The organism is Ideonella oryzae, assembly GCF_024055665.1.
Classification (GTDB): Bacteria; Pseudomonadota; Gammaproteobacteria; order Burkholderiales; family Burkholderiaceae_C; genus Ideonella; species Ideonella oryzae.
In genome coordinates, this window is sequence record NZ_JAMXMC010000010.1 from 127,896 (window position 1) to 144,356 (window position 16,461).

General features: G+C 69.5%; 13 protein-coding genes. 5 read left to right on the forward strand and 8 right to left on the reverse strand.

Features of this window, described 5'->3' with window-relative positions; all coding sequences use genetic code 11:
* Window positions 1-4: 4 nt before the first annotated feature.
* The 7 genes from M0L44_RS17480 to M0L44_RS17510 form a co-directional block, all read right to left on the reverse strand.
* Entirely contained in the window at window positions 5-1,168 is a 1,164-nt protein-coding gene (locus M0L44_RS17480) for a BMP family ABC transporter substrate-binding protein (RefSeq protein WP_252771100.1), read from the reverse strand.
* A 37-nt stretch (window positions 1,169-1,205) separates the two neighbouring features.
* On the reverse strand, window positions 1,206-2,126 hold the full coding sequence (locus tag M0L44_RS17485; RefSeq protein ID WP_252771102.1) for an ABC transporter permease: 921 nt from the start codon (window positions 2,124-2,126) through the stop codon (window positions 1,206-1,208).
* Window positions 2,123-3,190, reverse strand: coding sequence for an ABC transporter permease (locus tag M0L44_RS17490; RefSeq protein ID WP_252771103.1), 1,068 nt, complete (start codon window positions 3,188-3,190; stop codon window positions 2,123-2,125). Before M0L44_RS17490 ends, M0L44_RS17485 begins: the two co-directional genes overlap by 4 nt.
* Window positions 3,177-4,685 carry an ABC transporter ATP-binding protein gene (locus M0L44_RS17495; RefSeq protein ID WP_252771105.1) on the reverse strand — a complete coding sequence of 503 codons (1,509 nt, stop codon included), beginning with the start codon at window positions 4,683-4,685 and terminating at the stop codon, window positions 3,177-3,179. Before M0L44_RS17495 ends, M0L44_RS17490 begins: the two co-directional genes overlap by 14 nt.
* Before the next feature lie 106 nt (window positions 4,686-4,791).
* On the reverse strand, window positions 4,792-5,649 hold the full coding sequence (locus M0L44_RS17500) for an outer envelope protein (RefSeq protein ID WP_252771106.1): 858 nt from the start codon (window positions 5,647-5,649) through the stop codon (window positions 4,792-4,794).
* 84 nt (window positions 5,650-5,733) lie between these two features.
* A complete protein-coding gene (gene guaD / locus M0L44_RS17505; protein ID WP_252771107.1) occupies window positions 5,734-7,071 on the reverse strand; it encodes a guanine deaminase in 1,338 nt (445 codons plus the stop codon).
* Entirely contained in the window at window positions 7,068-8,084 is a 1,017-nt protein-coding gene (locus tag M0L44_RS17510) for a LysR family transcriptional regulator (protein ID WP_252771109.1), read from the reverse strand. Before M0L44_RS17510 ends, guaD begins: the two co-directional genes overlap by 4 nt.
* Window positions 8,085-8,172: 88 nt before the next feature.
* Between M0L44_RS17510 and xdhA the strand changes: the two genes are divergently transcribed.
* From xdhA to M0L44_RS17530, 4 genes are all read left to right on the forward strand, one after another.
* Window positions 8,173-9,711, forward strand: coding sequence for a xanthine dehydrogenase small subunit (xdhA, locus tag M0L44_RS17515; RefSeq protein ID WP_252771111.1), 1,539 nt, complete (start codon window positions 8,173-8,175; stop codon window positions 9,709-9,711).
* Between the two features lie 11 nt (window positions 9,712-9,722).
* Entirely contained in the window at window positions 9,723-12,092 is a 2,370-nt protein-coding gene (xdhB, locus tag M0L44_RS17520; protein WP_252771112.1) for a xanthine dehydrogenase molybdopterin binding subunit, read from the forward strand.
* 31 nt (window positions 12,093-12,123) lie between these two features.
* A complete protein-coding gene (gene xdhC, locus M0L44_RS17525; protein ID WP_252771114.1) occupies window positions 12,124-12,951 on the forward strand; it encodes a xanthine dehydrogenase accessory protein XdhC in 828 nt (275 codons plus the stop codon).
* A 68-nt stretch (window positions 12,952-13,019) separates the two neighbouring features.
* Window positions 13,020-13,802 (forward strand): sulfite exporter TauE/SafE family protein, encoded by a 783-nt coding sequence (locus tag M0L44_RS17530; RefSeq protein WP_252771116.1) that lies wholly within the window; start codon window positions 13,020-13,022, stop codon window positions 13,800-13,802.
* Window positions 13,803-13,893: 91 nt separating this feature from the next.
* Here M0L44_RS17530 and M0L44_RS17535 read toward each other — a convergent pair whose 3' ends face one another.
* Entirely contained in the window at window positions 13,894-14,574 is a 681-nt protein-coding gene (locus M0L44_RS17535) for a Crp/Fnr family transcriptional regulator (RefSeq protein ID WP_252771118.1), read from the reverse strand.
* Window positions 14,575-14,930: 356 nt separating this feature from the next.
* Between M0L44_RS17535 and scpC the strand changes: the two genes are divergently transcribed.
* Window positions 14,931-16,445: a succinyl-CoA:acetate CoA-transferase ScpC gene (scpC, locus tag M0L44_RS17540; RefSeq protein WP_252771120.1), complete on the forward strand. Its 1,515-nt coding sequence runs from the start codon at window positions 14,931-14,933 to the stop codon at window positions 16,443-16,445.
* The last annotated feature ends 16 nt before the right edge of the window (window positions 16,446-16,461 follow it).

Here is a 16,461-nt window from a genome sequence, read left to right on the forward strand (position 1 = left end):
GGGCTCACTTGCTGCCCGGCACCTTGCCTTCCACGCCCTTGACGTAGTACTTCACGCCACCGAGGAAGGCGTCGTCGCCCACCACGTCCTTGGCCAGCACTTCCTTGCCGGTGTTGTCGACGATCGGGCCCTTCCAGATCACGAAGCTGCCGTCCTTCAGGCCTTCCTTGACCTTGGCGACCTTGTCCTTGACCTCGGCCGGCACGTCGTCGGCGATGGAGACCAGGTCCACCATGCCTTCCTTGACGCCCCACCAGGTCTGCTCGGTCTTCCAGGTGCCGGCCAGCATGTCCTTGGCGGCCTTCACGTAGTACGGCGTCCAGTTGATGATGGACGAGGCCAGGTGGGCCTTGGGACCATAGGACTTCATGTCGCTGTCCCAGCCGAAGGCGCGCTTGCCCTTCTCTTCCGCGGTCTTCAGCACGGCGGGCGAGTCGGTGTTCTGCATCAGGATGTCGGCGCCGCCGTTGATCAGGGCGGTGGCGGCTTCGGTTTCCTTGGGCGGATCGAACCACTGGTTGACCCAGACCACCTTGGTCTTGATCTTGGGGTTCACGCTCTGGGCGCCCAGGGTGAAGCTGTCGATGTTGCGGATCACCTCGGGAATGGGCACCGAGCCGACCACGCCCAGGACGTTGGTCTTGGTCATCGAGCCGGCGATCACGCCCGCCAGGTAGGCACCTTCGTAGGTGCGGGCGTCGTAGGTGCGCAGGTTGTCGGCGGTCTTGTAGCCGGTGGCGTGCTCGAACTTGACGTCCTTGTGGTCGGCCGCGACCTTCAGCATCGGCTCCATGTAGCCGAACGAGGTGCCGAAGATGATCTTGTTGCCCTGAGCAGCCAGATCGTTGAACACGCGCTCGGCGTCAGCGCCTTCGGGCACGTTCTCGACGAAGGTCGTCTGGACCTTGTCGCCCAGCTCGGCTTCCAGGGCCTTGCGGGCGCTGTCGTGGGCAAAGGTCCAGCCACCGTCACCGACCGGGCCGATGTAGGTGAAGGCCATCTTCAGGGGCTCGGGCTTGGCGGCCACCGAGGCGGCGGAAGCCGGCTCGGCCGGCGCGGGCGCGGCCTCTTCCTTCTTGCCGCAGCCCACCAGGGCGGCGGTGGCGGCCAGCGTGGTCCAGCCGGCCAGTTTCAGCAGGTGGCGCTTCGAGGTCACGTCGTGATTCATGAAATCTCCATGGAGGAACAGCGAAATGATCAGGGCCTCAATGCCCTGGGGTGAAAGGTTTGCCCAGCGAGGCGGGCATGTTGACCCGGATCCAGGTCGGGTTGCGCGAGATCAGCACCAGCACCACGATGGTGGCGAGGTAGGGCAGCATGCTCAGCCACTGGCTGGGCACCTGCACGCCTTCGCCCTGCAGGTAGAACTGCAGCATGGTGACGCCGCCGAACAGGTAGGCGCCCACCAGCACGCGGGCCGGCCGCCAGGTGGCGAAGGTGGTCAGGGCCAGCGCGATCCAGCCGCGGCCCGAGACCATGCCCTCCACCCACAACGGGGTGTAGATGACCGACAGGTAGGCGCCGGCCACACCGCACAGCGCCCCGCCCACCATCACCGCCAGCAGGCGGATGCGGCGCACCGGGTAGCCCAGCGCATGGGCCGACTCGGGCGACTCACCCACGGCCCGCAGGATCAGCCCGGCGCGAGAGCGGTAGAGGAACCAGCCCAGGAAGATGGCCAGCGCGATGGTCAGGTAGACCAGCGGATGGTGGCGGAACAGGGCCGGGCCGATGAAGGGGATGTCGCTCAGACCGGGGATGTGCACCTTCAGCCGCTCGCTCAGCCGGGCCTGGGTGAAGCCGGTGCCCACGAAGGCCGAGAAGCCGGTGCCGAACATGCTCAGCGCCAGGCCGGTGGCGTACTGGTTGGTGTTCAGCCAGATCACCAGCATGCCGAAAATGGCGGCCAGCAACGCCCCCGCGCCCGCCCCGGCGGCAAAGGCCGCCACGTCCGAGCCGGTGTGCACCGCAGTGGCAAAGCCAGCGATGGCGGCCACCAGCATCAGGCCTTCGGCCCCGAGATTGATGATGCCCGAGCGCTCGTTGATCAACAGGCCCAGGCCCGCCAGGGCCAGGGCGGTGCCGGCGTTCAGCGTGGCGGCCAGCAGCAAAGCCAGTTCGTTCATGCCCGGTCCCCCGACACGCGCCGGATGCGGTAGTTGATGAGGGTGTCGCAGGCCAGCAGCGCGAACAGCAGCAGGCCCTGGAACACGCCGGTCAGCGCCTTGGGCATGCCCAGGCGGCTCTGCGCCAGTTCACCACCGATGTAGAACATGCTCATCAGGATGGAAGAGAAGACGATGCCCACCGGGTGCAGACGACCGACGTAGGCCACGATGATGGCCGCGAAGCCATAGCCGACCGGCACATAGGGCGTGAGCTGGCCCAACGGCCCGGCCGCTTCCAGCGCGCCGGCCAAGCCGGCCATGCCGCCGGAGATCAGCAGCGCGGTCCACAGCGCCGCGCTGGACGAAAAGCCGGCATAGCGGGCCGCGGCCGGCGCCAACCCACCGACCTGGAGCGCGAAGCCGCGCCGGGTGCGGAACAGCAGCACCCAGGTGGCGGCCACCGCCACCAGCGCCACCAGCAGGCCGATGTTGGCGCGCAGGCCATCCACCAGGCGCGGGATCTTGGTGCTGGCGGCAAAGACCACCGTCTGCGGGAAGTTGTAGCCGTCCGGGTCCTTCCAGGGGCCATAGACCAGCCAGTTGAGCACCTGCACCGCCACGTAGACGAGCATCAGGGTCACCAGGATCTCGCTGGCGTTGAACTTGTCGCGCAGCCAGGCCGCGATGGCCGCCCAGAACATGCCGCCCAGCACGCCGGCCAGCAGGATGGGCACGATGATCCAGCGCGAGGTGTCGGGCCCGGCCTGCATGGCCACCCAGCCCCCGGCCAGCGCACCCAGCACGTACTGGCCTTCGGCCCCGATGTTCCAGACATTGGAGCGAAAGCACACCGCCAGGCCCAGGCCGATCAGCACCAGGGGCACGGCCTTCACGCTCAGCTCGGAGAGCGCGTAGGCGCTCTTGAGCGGCTCGACGAAGAAGGCCTGCAGGCCCTTGGCCGGGTCCTTGCCCAGGGCCCAGAAGAGAAACACCCCGATCACCACGGTGATGGCCAGCGCCAGCACCGGCGAGGCCAGGGACATCCATTTCGACGGCTGCGGCCGCGCTTCAAGCTTCAGCATGGCTGCCTTCCCACAGACCCGACATCCATTCGCCGATCATTTCGCGTGTGGCGTCCGCGGTGGCCACCGAGGGCGACAGCCGCCCCTGCGCGATGACCACCAGCCGGTCACTGATTTCAAAGAGTTCGTCCAGTTCCTCGCTGACCACCAGCAGGGCGCAGCCCGCATCGCGCAAGGCCAGCAGCTCGCCGCGGATCTGCGCCGCGGCGCCCACGTCCACGCCCCAGGTGGGCTGCGAGATGATCAGCAGCTTGGGGCGGGCGTCGATCTCGCGCCCGACGATGAATTTCTGCAGGTTGCCGCCGGACAGCGAACGCGCCACCGCATCCGGGCCGCCAGCCTTCACATTGAAGCGGGCGATCAGATCGGCCGCCATCTGGCGCGTGGCGGCCAGGTTCAGCCAACCTCCGGCCCCCACCGCCTCCTTGCGGGTCAGCAAGGTGTTCTGGGCCAGCGACAGCGTGGGCACGGCACCGCGCCCCAGCCGCTCCTCCGGCACGAAGTGCAGGCCTTGTGCCCGGCGCGCGCCCGGCGACACCGCCGAAATGTCTCGGCCGAACAGGCTGACCGAGCCGGCGGGCGCGCGGCGGTCCTCGCCGGAGAGCGCCGCCATCAACTCCTGCTGGCCGTTGCCGGACACGCCGGCCACGCCGACGATCTCGCCAGCCCGCACGTCCAGGCCGATCTGCTTGAGCGAGACACCAAAAGGATCGAGCTGCTGCAGCGACAGGTTCTTGACTGACAGCACCACATCACCCGCCTTGGAAGGGCGATGGGTCAGGGCCGGCGGCTCGGCGCCGATCATCAGGCGCGAGAGACTGGCATTGGTTTCCTGCGTGGGATCGACCTCGCCGGTCACCTTGCCGCCGCGCAGCACCGTGCAGTGGTGGCAGAGGTTGCGGATCTCGTCGAGCTTGTGGCTGATGTAGAGGATGGAACAGCCCTCGTCGCTGAGCTTGCGCAGCGTGACGAAGAGCTTCTCGACCGCCTGCGGCGTCAGCACCGAGGTCGGCTCGTCCAGGATGAGCAGCTGCGGGTTCGTCAACAGCGCCCGCACGATCTCGACCCGCTGGCGCTCGCCCACACTGAGCGTGTGCACCGGCCGCAGCGGGTCCACCTCCAGGCCATAGCCGGCGGCGACCTGGCGGATGCGCTCGGTCACTTCGGTCAGTGGCAGGCTCTTGTCCAGGCCCAGCCAGACGTTTTCGGCGGCCGTCAGCGTGTCGAACAGCGAGAAGTGCTGGTAGACCATGCTGATGCCCAGGGCGCGCGCCTGGGCCGGACTGGCCACCTCGACCTGCTTGCCGTTCCAGATCATCTCGCCTTCGTCCGGCTGGACGGCGCCGTAGATGATCTTCATCAGGGTGGACTTGCCCGCGCCGTTCTCGCCCAGCACCGCGTGGATCTGGCCTGGCGCCACCTTCAGATGGATGTCGTCATTGGCACGAACCGCAGGGTACTGCTTGGAAATGCCGGAGAGTTCGAGTCGGAGCATGTCGAGGAAGGAGCAAGTCCGGGACATTGTGCCCTCCAGGCCCGACGGTGTGTCAGGCCCGGAGGGGGGCGGGGCTGGCGGCCTGCGCCGCCGGCCCCGGGGACGGTCAGAAGTGGTATTCCGCCCGGATCATCGGGGTCTTGGCGAAGGCGCCGTCACCCGCCGCACCCTTGTACGAGTTGCCGAACTTGTTCTTCCAGTACTGGTACTCGAAGCCAACCTTGAACTTCTTGGGCGTGTTCCACAGCGTGCCCACGTCGTACATCAGCTGCATGTCGATGTTGGTTTCCGGCGCGGTGGAGCCACCGAACTCGTTCTTGCCCTTGCCGGCGATGAAGTTGGCAAAGCCCTCGAAGGAGATCGGCAGGCCCACCGGCACCGGGATGGCCCAGGCGGCCGTCAGCATCGGGTGCGCGTCGTAGCTGTAGCGCGGGGTGCTGGTGCCGGTGAACTCGTTGGTCGGCGCATTGCTTTCCCACAGTTGCAGCAGGCTCACATTCAGGAAGCCCGGCACATCGAACATGACGGTGGGACCGGCCACCAGCATGCGCTTCTTGGAGTTGTAGCCAGCGTCATCCTTGACGTTCCAGTCGAAGCCGGCGGTCAGGCCCAGGTTGCGCACCACGCCCGGGTAGGACAGGTTGGCACCGGTCACCTTGGACAGGTCCAGCGTGTGGCGATAGACCACATAGGCTTCCTGGGCGCCGTTGTTCGAGCCGGGCGAGGCCGGGTCGCTCTTGTCCGACATCAGCAGGTCGACGTTGAAGAAGTTCGTGCCGTAGCTGTAGCCGCTGACGTGGGTCAGGTTGAAGATGTTCTTGTGGATCTCGGTGCTGCCGAAGGGCTCGGCGAACTTGCTGCCGTAGCGGTAGCCGATGGAGGTGTCGCTCCAGTCGGCAGCCTGGGAGGCCATCGAGAGCGCCGCCAGAGAAGCGGCCAAGGCGATACGGGAAAGAGACTGCATGGAAATCGTCCTATCGTCGTTGTGAGTGAAGGGAGGGAGGGTGAAGATCAGCACGGGTAACAAAGCGCAAAATTCATACCATCCTCATACCTTTGCAGGTATGGGTGCCGGCCGCTGCCAGCGGGCCTGGCCGGCGACATAGGCTGCCGACAGATTCCTCTCGTCGGCCAAGGTCATCCAGGCGAACACGCGCGCGTGCAGGCTCTGCGCAGGCAGCGGCGCCACCTGGCCCGTGGCCACCGCATCTCGGTGGGCGGCCACCGGGCCGCTGGCCCAGTCCCAGACGCACAGGTCAGCCAGCCGCCCCGGCTCCAGTGCACCCAGTTCGTGCGCCAGGCCCAGGGCTTGTGCCGCGCCCAGCGTGGCGGCGTGCAGGCCGGCCCAGGCGGTCATGCGGGTGCCCCGCAGGGCCTGGACCTTGTAGGCCTCGGCCAGCGTGCGCAGCATCGACAGGCTGGTGCCGCCGCCCACATCCGTGGCCATCGACACGCCATGGCCCACCGCACGCGCCTCGGCCCAGTTGAACAGGCCGCTGCCCAGGAAGAGGTTGCTGCTGGGGCAGAAGGCGATGTGGGCCCCGGTGTCGCGCAGCAGCGCCCGGTCGGCGTCGTCCAGCCAGATGCCGTGGGCCAGCACCGAACGCTCGTTGAGCAGGCCATGCTGGTGGTAGACGTCCAGGTAGCTGCGCGCCTGGGGGAACAGCTCCTGCACCCAGCGCACTTCGTCGAGGTTCTCGGCCACATGGGTCTGCATGTACAGGCCTTCGTGGCGCTGCAGCAGGCCACCGGCCATGGCCAACTGCTCGGGCGTGCTGGTGACGGCAAAGCGCACCGTCACCGCAAAGGCGTTGCGGCCCTGGCCATGCCAGCGGGCGATCTGCGCCTCGCAGTCGCGCTGGGCGCCTGCCACGTCGTCGCGCAGGCCCGCAGGGGCGTGGCGGTCCATCAGCACCTTGCCGGTGATGATGCGCATGCCGCGGACCGAGGCCGCCTCGAACAGCGCGTCGGCAGAGACGGCATGCACGGTGGGGAAGACCACGGCCGAAGTGGTGCCGTGGGCCAGCAGTGCATCCAGGAACAGCTCGGCGCCGACACGCGCCACCGCCGGGTCGGCAAAGCGCTGCTCGGCCGGGAAGGTGTAGGTCTGCAGCCAGTCCAGCAGCGTGGTCCCGAAGCTGGCGATGACGTCCAGCTGCGGGCAGTGCACATGGGTGTCGACGAAGCCCGGCAGGATGAGCTGGCCACGGCGGTCTTCGCGCGGCCAGTCCTCGCCCGGCGCCTCGGCCTGGACGGCGACGATGCGACCGTCCTCGACCAACAGCCAATGGTCCGGACGGAAGCGCACGGCCGGGCTGTCCACATCGCCCAGGTCCGGCAGGCCGGTGAAGTCCAGCAGATCACCGCGCAGGGCCAACCGGGTCATGCCTGCACTCCTTCGTGGCTGCGCCGGATGGCGTCGGCGCCTCGCGCCGCGGGGGCCTTGCCGGTCAGGGTGCGGGCGGTGTCGCGCACCTGCTCGCGCAGCCAGCGCTGGGCCGAGGACGCATGGGTGCGGTCGTGCCAGAGCTGGTAGTAGGCCATGGCCGGGAAAGCCACCGGGCAGCGCACGATGCGGACCGGGAAGCGATCGAGCTGACGCTCGCAGAACTGGCGGCCGGTGGTCAGCACCAGCCGGGTCTGCGCCACCATCAGCGGCGCCAGGCTGAAGTGCGAGCAGCGCACGGCGATGCGCCGCTCCAGCCCCTGCAGGGCCAGGAAGTCGTCGATCACGCCGCGGGCGCCCGGGTGCATCGGCGTCGGCGCGATGTGGTCGCTGTCCAGGTAGCGCGCGGCCGTCCACTGGCGTGGGTTCTTCACGGCGGGATGGTCCGCGCCCACCAGGCAGACCACCTCATCGGTCATCAGCCGGCCCAGGTGCAGCTCCTCCGGCGGCTGCAGCCAGTTGCCCACCACCAGGTCCACCTCGCCGGCCGCCAGCTTGCGCCGGTAGTCGGAGTCGGCTGAGAGGGGGTGCAGCGCCACCTTCAGCCCCGGCGCCAGGGTCCGCAGGCGCGTCACCAGGTCCGGCAGGAAGGAGGGGTTCAGGTAATCGGTGGCCGCGATGTTGACCTGCCCTTCGGCCTGCGCCGGCTCGAAATCGCGCCCCACGCGGGCCGGGCCGAACAGGGTGTCGGCCTCCTGCAGCAGGCGCTCGGCCGGCCCCAGCAGCCCCAAAGCGGCCTCGGTCGGCACCAAGCCGGTGCCAGCTCGCACCAAAAGCATGTCACCGGTCAGCGCACGCAGGCGCTTCAGCTGGGCGCTGATCTGGGGTTGCGTGCTGCCCAGGCGCAGGGCAGCCCGCGACACGCTGCGTTCGGTGATCACGGTATGGAGGACCTTCACGAGATGGAGGTCGATGTTGGCAAAGGACAGCACCGATGGCATACGGCATGGCATATGCAACTCATGGGCCAGCCCGTATTCTCGCGGAGCCGGAAGCGAGTAACTTCCGTGCATCCCCGGCTTTGTCTGCCACCGAGTTCCCATGCCTGCACCCACGCCCATCCGCTTTCTGTTCCGAGGCCAGCCCGTGGAGGTGCCCACCGACACGCCCACCCGCACCGTGCTGCAGTGGCTGCGTGAAGACCGCCAGGCCTGCGGCACCAAGGAAGGCTGCGCCGAAGGCGACTGCGGCGCCTGCACCGTGCTGGTCGCCGAGCTGGCCGAGGCCCTGCCATCCGCCAGCCAGGCCGTCCTCAGTGCCGGCGTGGCCCTGCGCCCAGTGAATGCCTGCATCCGCTTCCTGCCTTCGCTGCACGGCAAGGCCCTGCTGACCGTGGAGGACCTGGCCGACGGCAGCCCGGCCGCCCCCGGCCCGCTGCACCCGGCCCAGCAGGCCCTGCTGGACTGCCACGGCGCGCAGTGTGGCTTCTGCACCCCCGGCTTCGTGATGACGCTGGCCGCGGTCCACGAGGCCCATCAGGCGCACCAGGACCGGGATCCAACCGCCTGTGCGCCCAACCGTGGTGCACTGGCAGACGCCCTGTCCGGCAACCTGTGCCGTTGCACCGGCTACCGGCCCATCCTGGATGCCGCCCAGCAGATGCTGGCGCAGACCGGCCCGCGCCTGCCACTGGCGGGCCTGCGCGACCAGTTGCTGGCCCTGCAGGCCGCACCAGCGCCCTCGGTGGACGGCTGCGTGCACGCCCCACGCGACCTGGCCACGCTGGCCCGGCTGCGGGCTGACAAGCCCGAGGCCCGGCTGGTGGCCGGCGCCACCGACGTCGGCCTGTGGGTGACCAAGCAGATGCGCCCGCTGGGCGAGCTGATCTTCCTGGGCGACGTGGCGGAGCTGCGCCACATCGAGGCCACGGCCACCGCCCTGCGCATCGGCGCGGCGGTGACTCTGGAAGATGCCTGGGCCGCCCTGGTCGCCCGCTGGCCGGCCCTGCACGAGATGCACCGCCGCTTCGCCGGCCCCCCGGTGCGCCACGCAGGCACGCTGGTGGGCAACCTGGCCAATGGCTCGCCCATCGGTGACGGGCCACCGGTGCTGATCGCCCTGGGCGCCGAACTGTGGCTGCGCCGCGGCGAAGTCCAACGCCGCCTGCCGCTGCAGGACTTCTACCTGGACTACATGAAGAACGCGCTGCAGCCCGGCGAGTTCGTCGAGGCGGTGGAAGTGCCGCTGCAAACCCTGGGCGCCGGCTGGCTCACCCAGGCCCACAAGATCTCCAAGCGCCTGGACTGCGACATCTCGGCCGTCAGCGCCGGCTTTGCCCTGCGCCTGGACGGTGATCGCGTGGCCGAGGCCCGCCTGGCCTACGGCGGCCTGGCGGCCACGGTGCGCCGGGCGAGCGGTGCCGAGGCCGCCCTGATCGGCCAGCCCTGGACCGAGGCCGCGCTGCGCGCCGCCCAGGCCGCGCTGGCCCGCGACTACACCCCGCTGACCGATCTGCGGGCCAGCGCCGACTACCGGCGCGCCACCGCCGCCGCCCTGCTGGAACGGCTGTGGCTGAGCACCCGCCCGCACGAGCCCGTCCCCCTCGAACAACTGCGCGTGGACCTGCGCACGCCGGCCTGAAGGAGCGCCCCATGGACCTGAAGGACCTGCCCCCCTCCCCCGCCGCCGCGGACGCCACTCCGGTGGTGGGCGCCCCGCTGCCGCACGAATCGGCCCGCCTGCATGTGACCGGGCGGGCCGCCTACACCGACGACCTGCCCGAACCGGCCGGCACCCTGCACGCCGCCCTGGGCCTGTCGCCGCTGGCCCACGGCCGCATCGAAGGCCTGGACCTGGCCCGGCTGACCGCCCTGCCCGGCGTGGTGGCGGTGTTCACTGCCGCCGACATCCCGGGCGAGAACAACGTCGGCCCCATCGTGCACGACGACACCATCCTGGCCCGCGACACGGTGAGCTACCTGGGCCAGCCGGTGTTCGCGGTGATCGCCCGCACGCGGGACGCCGCCCGCCGCGCCGCCGCCCTGGCCAAGGAGGTGCTGCAGCTCAGCCCGCTGCCGGCCCAGCTGGACCTGCGGGCCGCCCACGCCGCCGGCCAGCATGTGGTGCCGTCGATGCACCTGAGCCGCAGCAGCCACCCCGGTGGCGTGGCGGGGGCCATCGCCGCTGCGCCCCACCGGCTGCAGGGCCGCTTCAGTCTGGGCGGGCAGGAGCAGTTCTACCTGGAAGGCCAGATCAGCCTGGCCGTGCCGCAGGACGACGGCGGCCTGAAGGTGTTCTGCAGCACCCAGCACCCCAGCGAGATGCAGGCCCTGATCGCCCACGCCCTGCACCTGGGCAACCACGCGGTTCAGGTGGAATGCCGCCGCATGGGGGGCGGCTTCGGCGGCAAGGAATCGCAGTCGGCCCTGTTCGCCTGCGTGGCCGCCCTGGCCGCCCGTCACCTGGGCCGGCCGGTCAAGCTGCGGCTGGACCGGGACGACGATTTCCTGATCACCGGCCGGCGCCATGGCTTCGAGTTCGACTGGGACGTCGGCTTCGACGAGGCCGGCCGGGTGCTGGGCGTGGAGGTGACGATGCTGGGCCAGGCCGGCCACTCGGCCGACCTCTCGCCACCGGTGCTCACCCGCGCCATCTGCCATTTCGACAACGCCTACTGGCTGCCCGACGTGGCCATCCACGGCCACCTGCCGCGCACCCACACCCAGAGCAACACCGCCTTCCGCGGCTTCGGCGGCCCGCAGGGCGCACTGGCCATCGAAGTCATCCTGGACGACATCGCCCGCCACCTGGGCCAGGACCCCTTCGCGGTGCGCCAGGCCAACTGGTACGGCACGGCCGAGGACGGACACAACCGCCACATCACGCCCTACCTGCAGGTGGTCGAGGACAACATCATCGACCCGCTGACCCAGGCGCTGGCCCGGGACGCCCGCTACGCCGAACGGCGCGCCGCCGTGCAGGCCTTCAATGTCGGCAGCCCCTGGCTGAAGAAGGGCCTGGCCCTGTCGCCGGTGAAGTTCGGCATCTCCTTCAACGTCAACCACTTCAACCAGGCCGGGGCGCTGGTGCATGTCTACCTGGACGGCACGGTGCTGGTGAACCATGGCGGCACCGAGATGGGCCAGGGCCTGAACACCAAGGTCGCCCAGGTCGTCGCCCATGAGCTGGGCCTGCCGCTGGCCCAGGTGCGGGTGAGCGCCACCGACACCAGCAAGGTGGCCAACACCTCGGCCACCGCGGCCTCCACCGGCGCGGACCTGAACGGCAAGGCCGCCCAGGACGCCGCCCGCCAGGTGTGGGCCCGGCTGGCCGGCGTGGCGGCCCAGGCCTGGGGCGTGGAGCCCGACACCGTGCGCTTTGCCGCCGGGCAGGTGCTGGGGCCGGAGGGGCAGCAGATGGCCTTTGGTGCCCTGGTGCAGCAGGCCTATGTGGCCCGGGTGCAGCTGTGGTCGGACGGCTACTACGCCACGCCCGGCCTGCACTGGGACCGCGAGACGCTGACCGGCAAGCCCTTCTTCTACTTCGCCTATGGCGCGGCCGTCGCCGAGGTGCTGCTGGACACCCTGACCGGCGAGTGGAAGCTGCTGCAAGCCGACCTGCTGCACGACGTGGGCCAGTCGCTCAACCCGGCGCTGGACATCGGCCAGGTGGAAGGCGGCTTCGTGCAGGGCATGGGCTGGCTGACCAGCGAAGAGCTTGTCTGGCACCCGCAGAGCGGCAAGCTGCTGACCCACGCACCGTCCACCTACAAGATCCCGACCGCCAACGACGTGCCGGAGGCCTTCACGACGCGGCTGTTTGAGAACGCCAACGTGGCCGACAGCATCCACCGCAGCAAGGCGGTGGGCGAGCCGCCGCTGCTGCTGGGCTTCTCGGTCTTCCTGGCCCTGCGTGATGCGGTGGCCGCCTGCGGCCAGCCCGGCTGCCTGCCGCCGCTGCGCGCCCCGGCCACGCCCGAAGCGCTGCTGGCGGCCATCCAGGCGGTGCGCCAAGCCAGTTGAGCCCGCTCGCCGCCTCCGCCCGATGCCCCGCATGAGCGCGCACGACACCCGCGACCCGGACGCCGCCACGGCCCGCACCGCGCTGGCCAGCGGCCAGCCTACGCTGCTGGTGGAAGTGGTGTCGGCCCGGGGTTCCGTGCCCCGCGGCGTGGGCACCCGGATGCTCGTGGGGGCCGAGGGGGTGCGCGGCACCATCGGTGGCGGCCACCTGGAGTGGCAGGTGCTGCAACGGGCGCAGGCGCTGCTGGCCCAGGGCGGCGCGCCAGCCGCCGGATGGCCGCTGGACTGGCCCGTGGCCCTGGGCCCCAGCCTGGGCCAGTGCTGTGGCGGCGCCCTGACCCTGCGCCTTTCCCCCCTGGATGCCGCGGCGGTGGCGGCCTGGACGGATCCCCCCGTCCGGCTGCGCTTGCAGCTGCACGGCGCCGGCCACGTGGGCCGCGCCATCGTCCACCTGCTGGCCGACCTGCCCTGCGAGGTGCTGTGGGTGGACGAGCGCGATAAAGAATTTCCGTCCGAACCTTCTCCGCCCCACATCGCACGCCTGGTCAGCGAACAAGCCGAGGCCGAGGTGGCGCTGGGCCGGCCCGGCGACGCCTACCTGGTGCTCACCCACCGCCACGACCTGGACCTGCGCATCGTCGAGGCCATCCTGCGGCGCGGCGACTTCGGCTTCTGCGGCCTGATCGGCTCGGCCACCAAGCGGGCCCGTTTTGAGCACCGGCTGCGGGAACGCGGCATTCCGGCGAGCAGCCTGTCCCGCCTGACCTCGCCGATCGGCCTGCCCGGCCTCAGCGGCAAGGAGCCGGCAGTGATCGCGCTTTCGGTGGTCGCCCAACTCCTTCAGCGGACTTCAGGATAGGGGAGGACAAGCCCGGACGGAGGTGCAACAATCCTCGCCAGTCAAGTTAAGACATAAAAAGGTTGCATATGGACTGGAGTACCGGGTTCGCGGGCCTGCTGGTCGGCACCATCGTCGGCATCACGGGTGTCGGCGGGGGTGCCCTCATGACGCCCATCCTGGTGCTGGTCTTCGGCGTCTCGCCGCAGACGGCCGTGGGCACCGATCTGCTGTACGCCTCCATCACCAAGATGTTCGGCACGGTGGTGCACCACAACCACGGCACCGTGGACTGGGGTGTGGTCAAGCGCCTGGCCCTGGGCAGCCTGCCTGCGGCCGCACTCACCCTGGTCTGGATGAACCTGACCCAGACCCACCAGATCAAGAGCGGCTTCATCATCACGTCGGTGGGCATCGCCCTGATGATCACGGCCCTGGGCATGCTGGGCAAGGACTGGCTGCACGCCATGGGCCGCAAGCTCCGCGTCGGCGACGTCGAGAAGTTCAAGTCGGCACAACCCGTGCTGACCGTGCTGGCCGGCGCCCTGCTGGGTGTGCTGGTGACGCTGACCTCGATCGGCGCGGGCGCCCTGGGCACCGTGATGCTGGTCTACCTGTACCCGCTGCGCCTGAACGCCAGCAAGCTGGTGGGCACCGACCTGGCCCACGCCATTCCGCTGGCGCTGATCGCGGGTCTGGGCCACCTCAGTCTGGGCAACGTCAACTACAGCCTGCTGTTCAATCTGCTGGCCGGCTCCATCCCCGGCATTCTGCTGGGCTCGCTGATCAGCACCCGCGCTCCGATGACGGTGATCCGCTATGCGATCGCCCTGGTGCTGGGTGCGGTCTCGATCAAGATGCTGTCGCTCTGACGACCCGGCCCGCGGGCCGCAAAAGGAAGAACGGGGGCCGAGGCCCCCGTTCAACGTCTCCCCGTCCGGGATCGAGCCCGGCTTCTCTCCCTCAATCCCCCACGGCGATGCGCCGCAGCGCCGGCAGATCCAGGATCTGCACGGTGTAGCCGGCCACCGTGATCACATCGCGGCTGGAGAAGCTGCGCATGAGCCGGGACAGCGTTTCCGGCGTGATGGCCAGCTGAGAGGCAATGTCGCGCTTGCGCACCGGCAACTGCACCACGGCGGTGGTGATCTCCTCGCCCGCCGGTTCGCATTGCTGCAGCAGCCAGGCCGCCAGCCGGGCCGGCGCGTCCTTGTGCATCAGTTCGTGGGTGTTCTGCGCCAGGCCGCGCACCTCGCGGGCGAGCAGGGTCACCAGGGGCCGCCACAGGCTGGGGTGACGGTCCACCACCTCGCACAAGGCATCCCGAGGCAGTTCCAGCACCCGCGCCGCACTCAGGGCCCGCGCATCCAGGGCATGGGGCTCCTGCAACCAGGCGGCGCTCAGATCGAGCCAGGCCGGCGCATGCAGATGGCGCTCGGTGCGGAAGCTGCCTCCCGCCCCGTGGCTGCCCAGGGCCACATCGCCCTCAAGCACCGCCAGCAGGCCATGCGCTGCCTCGCCGGCCGCGAAAACGAGGCCGCCGGGCTGGAAGGAGAGCACCCGCGTGATGGCGCCCAGGGCCGCGCTCTCGGCCGCACGCACGGGCGCGGCAAACAGCCGCTCCCAGGCGCCGACATCGGGCATCGCGTCCTTGGGTAGGCCACGTCCCGCCGCGGCGGGACGCACAGGAAGACGCAGCCTCACGGCCACGGCTCGCTCGGGCACAAGGCCCTGCTCTGGAGTCAGGATCGTGGGAGGAGTCATTCTCTTTCCGCCCTGGGCGGCTATGGGTCTTTTCCGAATGACTGTCACTGTCTCGCACGCCCTCCCCAGGGGGGTTGCGCCAGATCAAGCGCCGAGAAATGCTCCACAGCGTCGATTCAGGCGCTTTGATCCAGAGGGTAAACCCTTAAGTTGTTTTGCCTAAGTAGCAGCGATCATCTCGCCTTCGCGAATTTCGCGGATACCCCCCCTCGTTCTTTGCCCCTGAGCAGCATCCCATGTCCGACGCTTCCCGCATCCTGAACTCCACCCTGCGCAGCAAGATCATGTCCGCCGACGAGGCCGCCGCCCTCATCGGGCACGGCGACAACGTCGGCATGAGCGGCTTCACCGGCGCGGGCTATCCCAAGGTGGTGCCCGCCGCGCTGGCCCGCCGCATCGACGCCGCCCACGCCGCCGGTCAGGAATTCCGCGTCGGCGTCTGGACAGGCGCGTCCACCGCCCCCGAGCTGGACGGCGCACTGGCCCGGGCCAATGGCGTCGAGCTGCGCATGCCCTACCAGTCCGACCCCGCCTGCCGCGCCCGCATCAATGCCGGCGAGATGGAGTACCTGGACATCCACCTGTCCCATGTGGCGCAGTTCGTCTGGTTCGGCTTCTTCGGCCCGCTGAACGTGGCCGTGGTGGAGGTCTCGGGCATCCTGGAAGACGGACGGCTGATTCCCTCGTCCTCGATCGGCAACAACAAGACCTGGCTGGACCAGGCCGACAGGATCATCCTGGAGGTCAACAGCTGGCAGAGCCCCAAGCTGGAGGGGATGCACGACATCTACTACGGCACCCAGCTGCCGCCGCACCGCCAGCCCATCCCCCTGGTGCACCCGAACGACCGCATCGGCGAGGCCTACCTGCGGGTCGATCCGGCCAAGGTCGTCGCGGTGGTGGAGACCCACCACCCGGACCGCAACAGCGCCTTCACGCCGCCGGACGACGCCTCGCGCCAGATCGCCGGCCACATCATCGAGTTCCTGCAGAGCGAGGTGAAGCGCGGCCGCCTGCCGGCCAACCTGCTGCCGCTGCAGTCGGGCGTGGGCAACATCGCCAACGCGGTGATGGCCGGCCTGCTGGACAGCCCCTTCGAGAACCTCACCGCCTACACCGAGGTGCTGCAGGACGGCATGCTGGAGCTGCTGAAGTCCGGCAAGATGACCACCGCCTCGGCCACCGCCTTCTCGCTGAGCCCGGCCGCGCTGGAAGAACTGACCGCCAACCTGGACCAGTTCCGCGAGCGCATCGTGCTGCGCCCGCAGGAGATCAGCAACCACCCCGAGCTGGTGCGCCGCCTGGGCATCATCGCGATGAACGGCATGATCGAGGCCGACATCTACGGCAACGTCAATTCCACCCACGTGATGGGCAGTTCGATCATGAACGGCATCGGCGGCTCGGGCGACTTTGCCCGCAACGCCTACCTGTCGATCTTCATGACGCCCTCCACCGCCAAGGACGGCAAGATCTCCTGCATCGTGCCGATGGCCAGCCACGTGGACCACACCGAACACGATGTGCAGGTCATCGTCACCGAACAGGGCCTGGCCGACCTGCGCGGCCTGTCGCCGCGCCAGCGCGCCCAGGTGGTGATCGACCAGTGCGCCCACCCGGACTTCCGCCCGGCCCTGCACGACTACTTCAACCGCGCGATGGAAAGTGGCGGCGGGCGCCACACCCCGCACCTGCTGCAGGAAGCCCTGAGCTGGCACCTGCGCTACACCCAGACCGGCACGATGCGCTGAGGCGCACCCGCGTCCC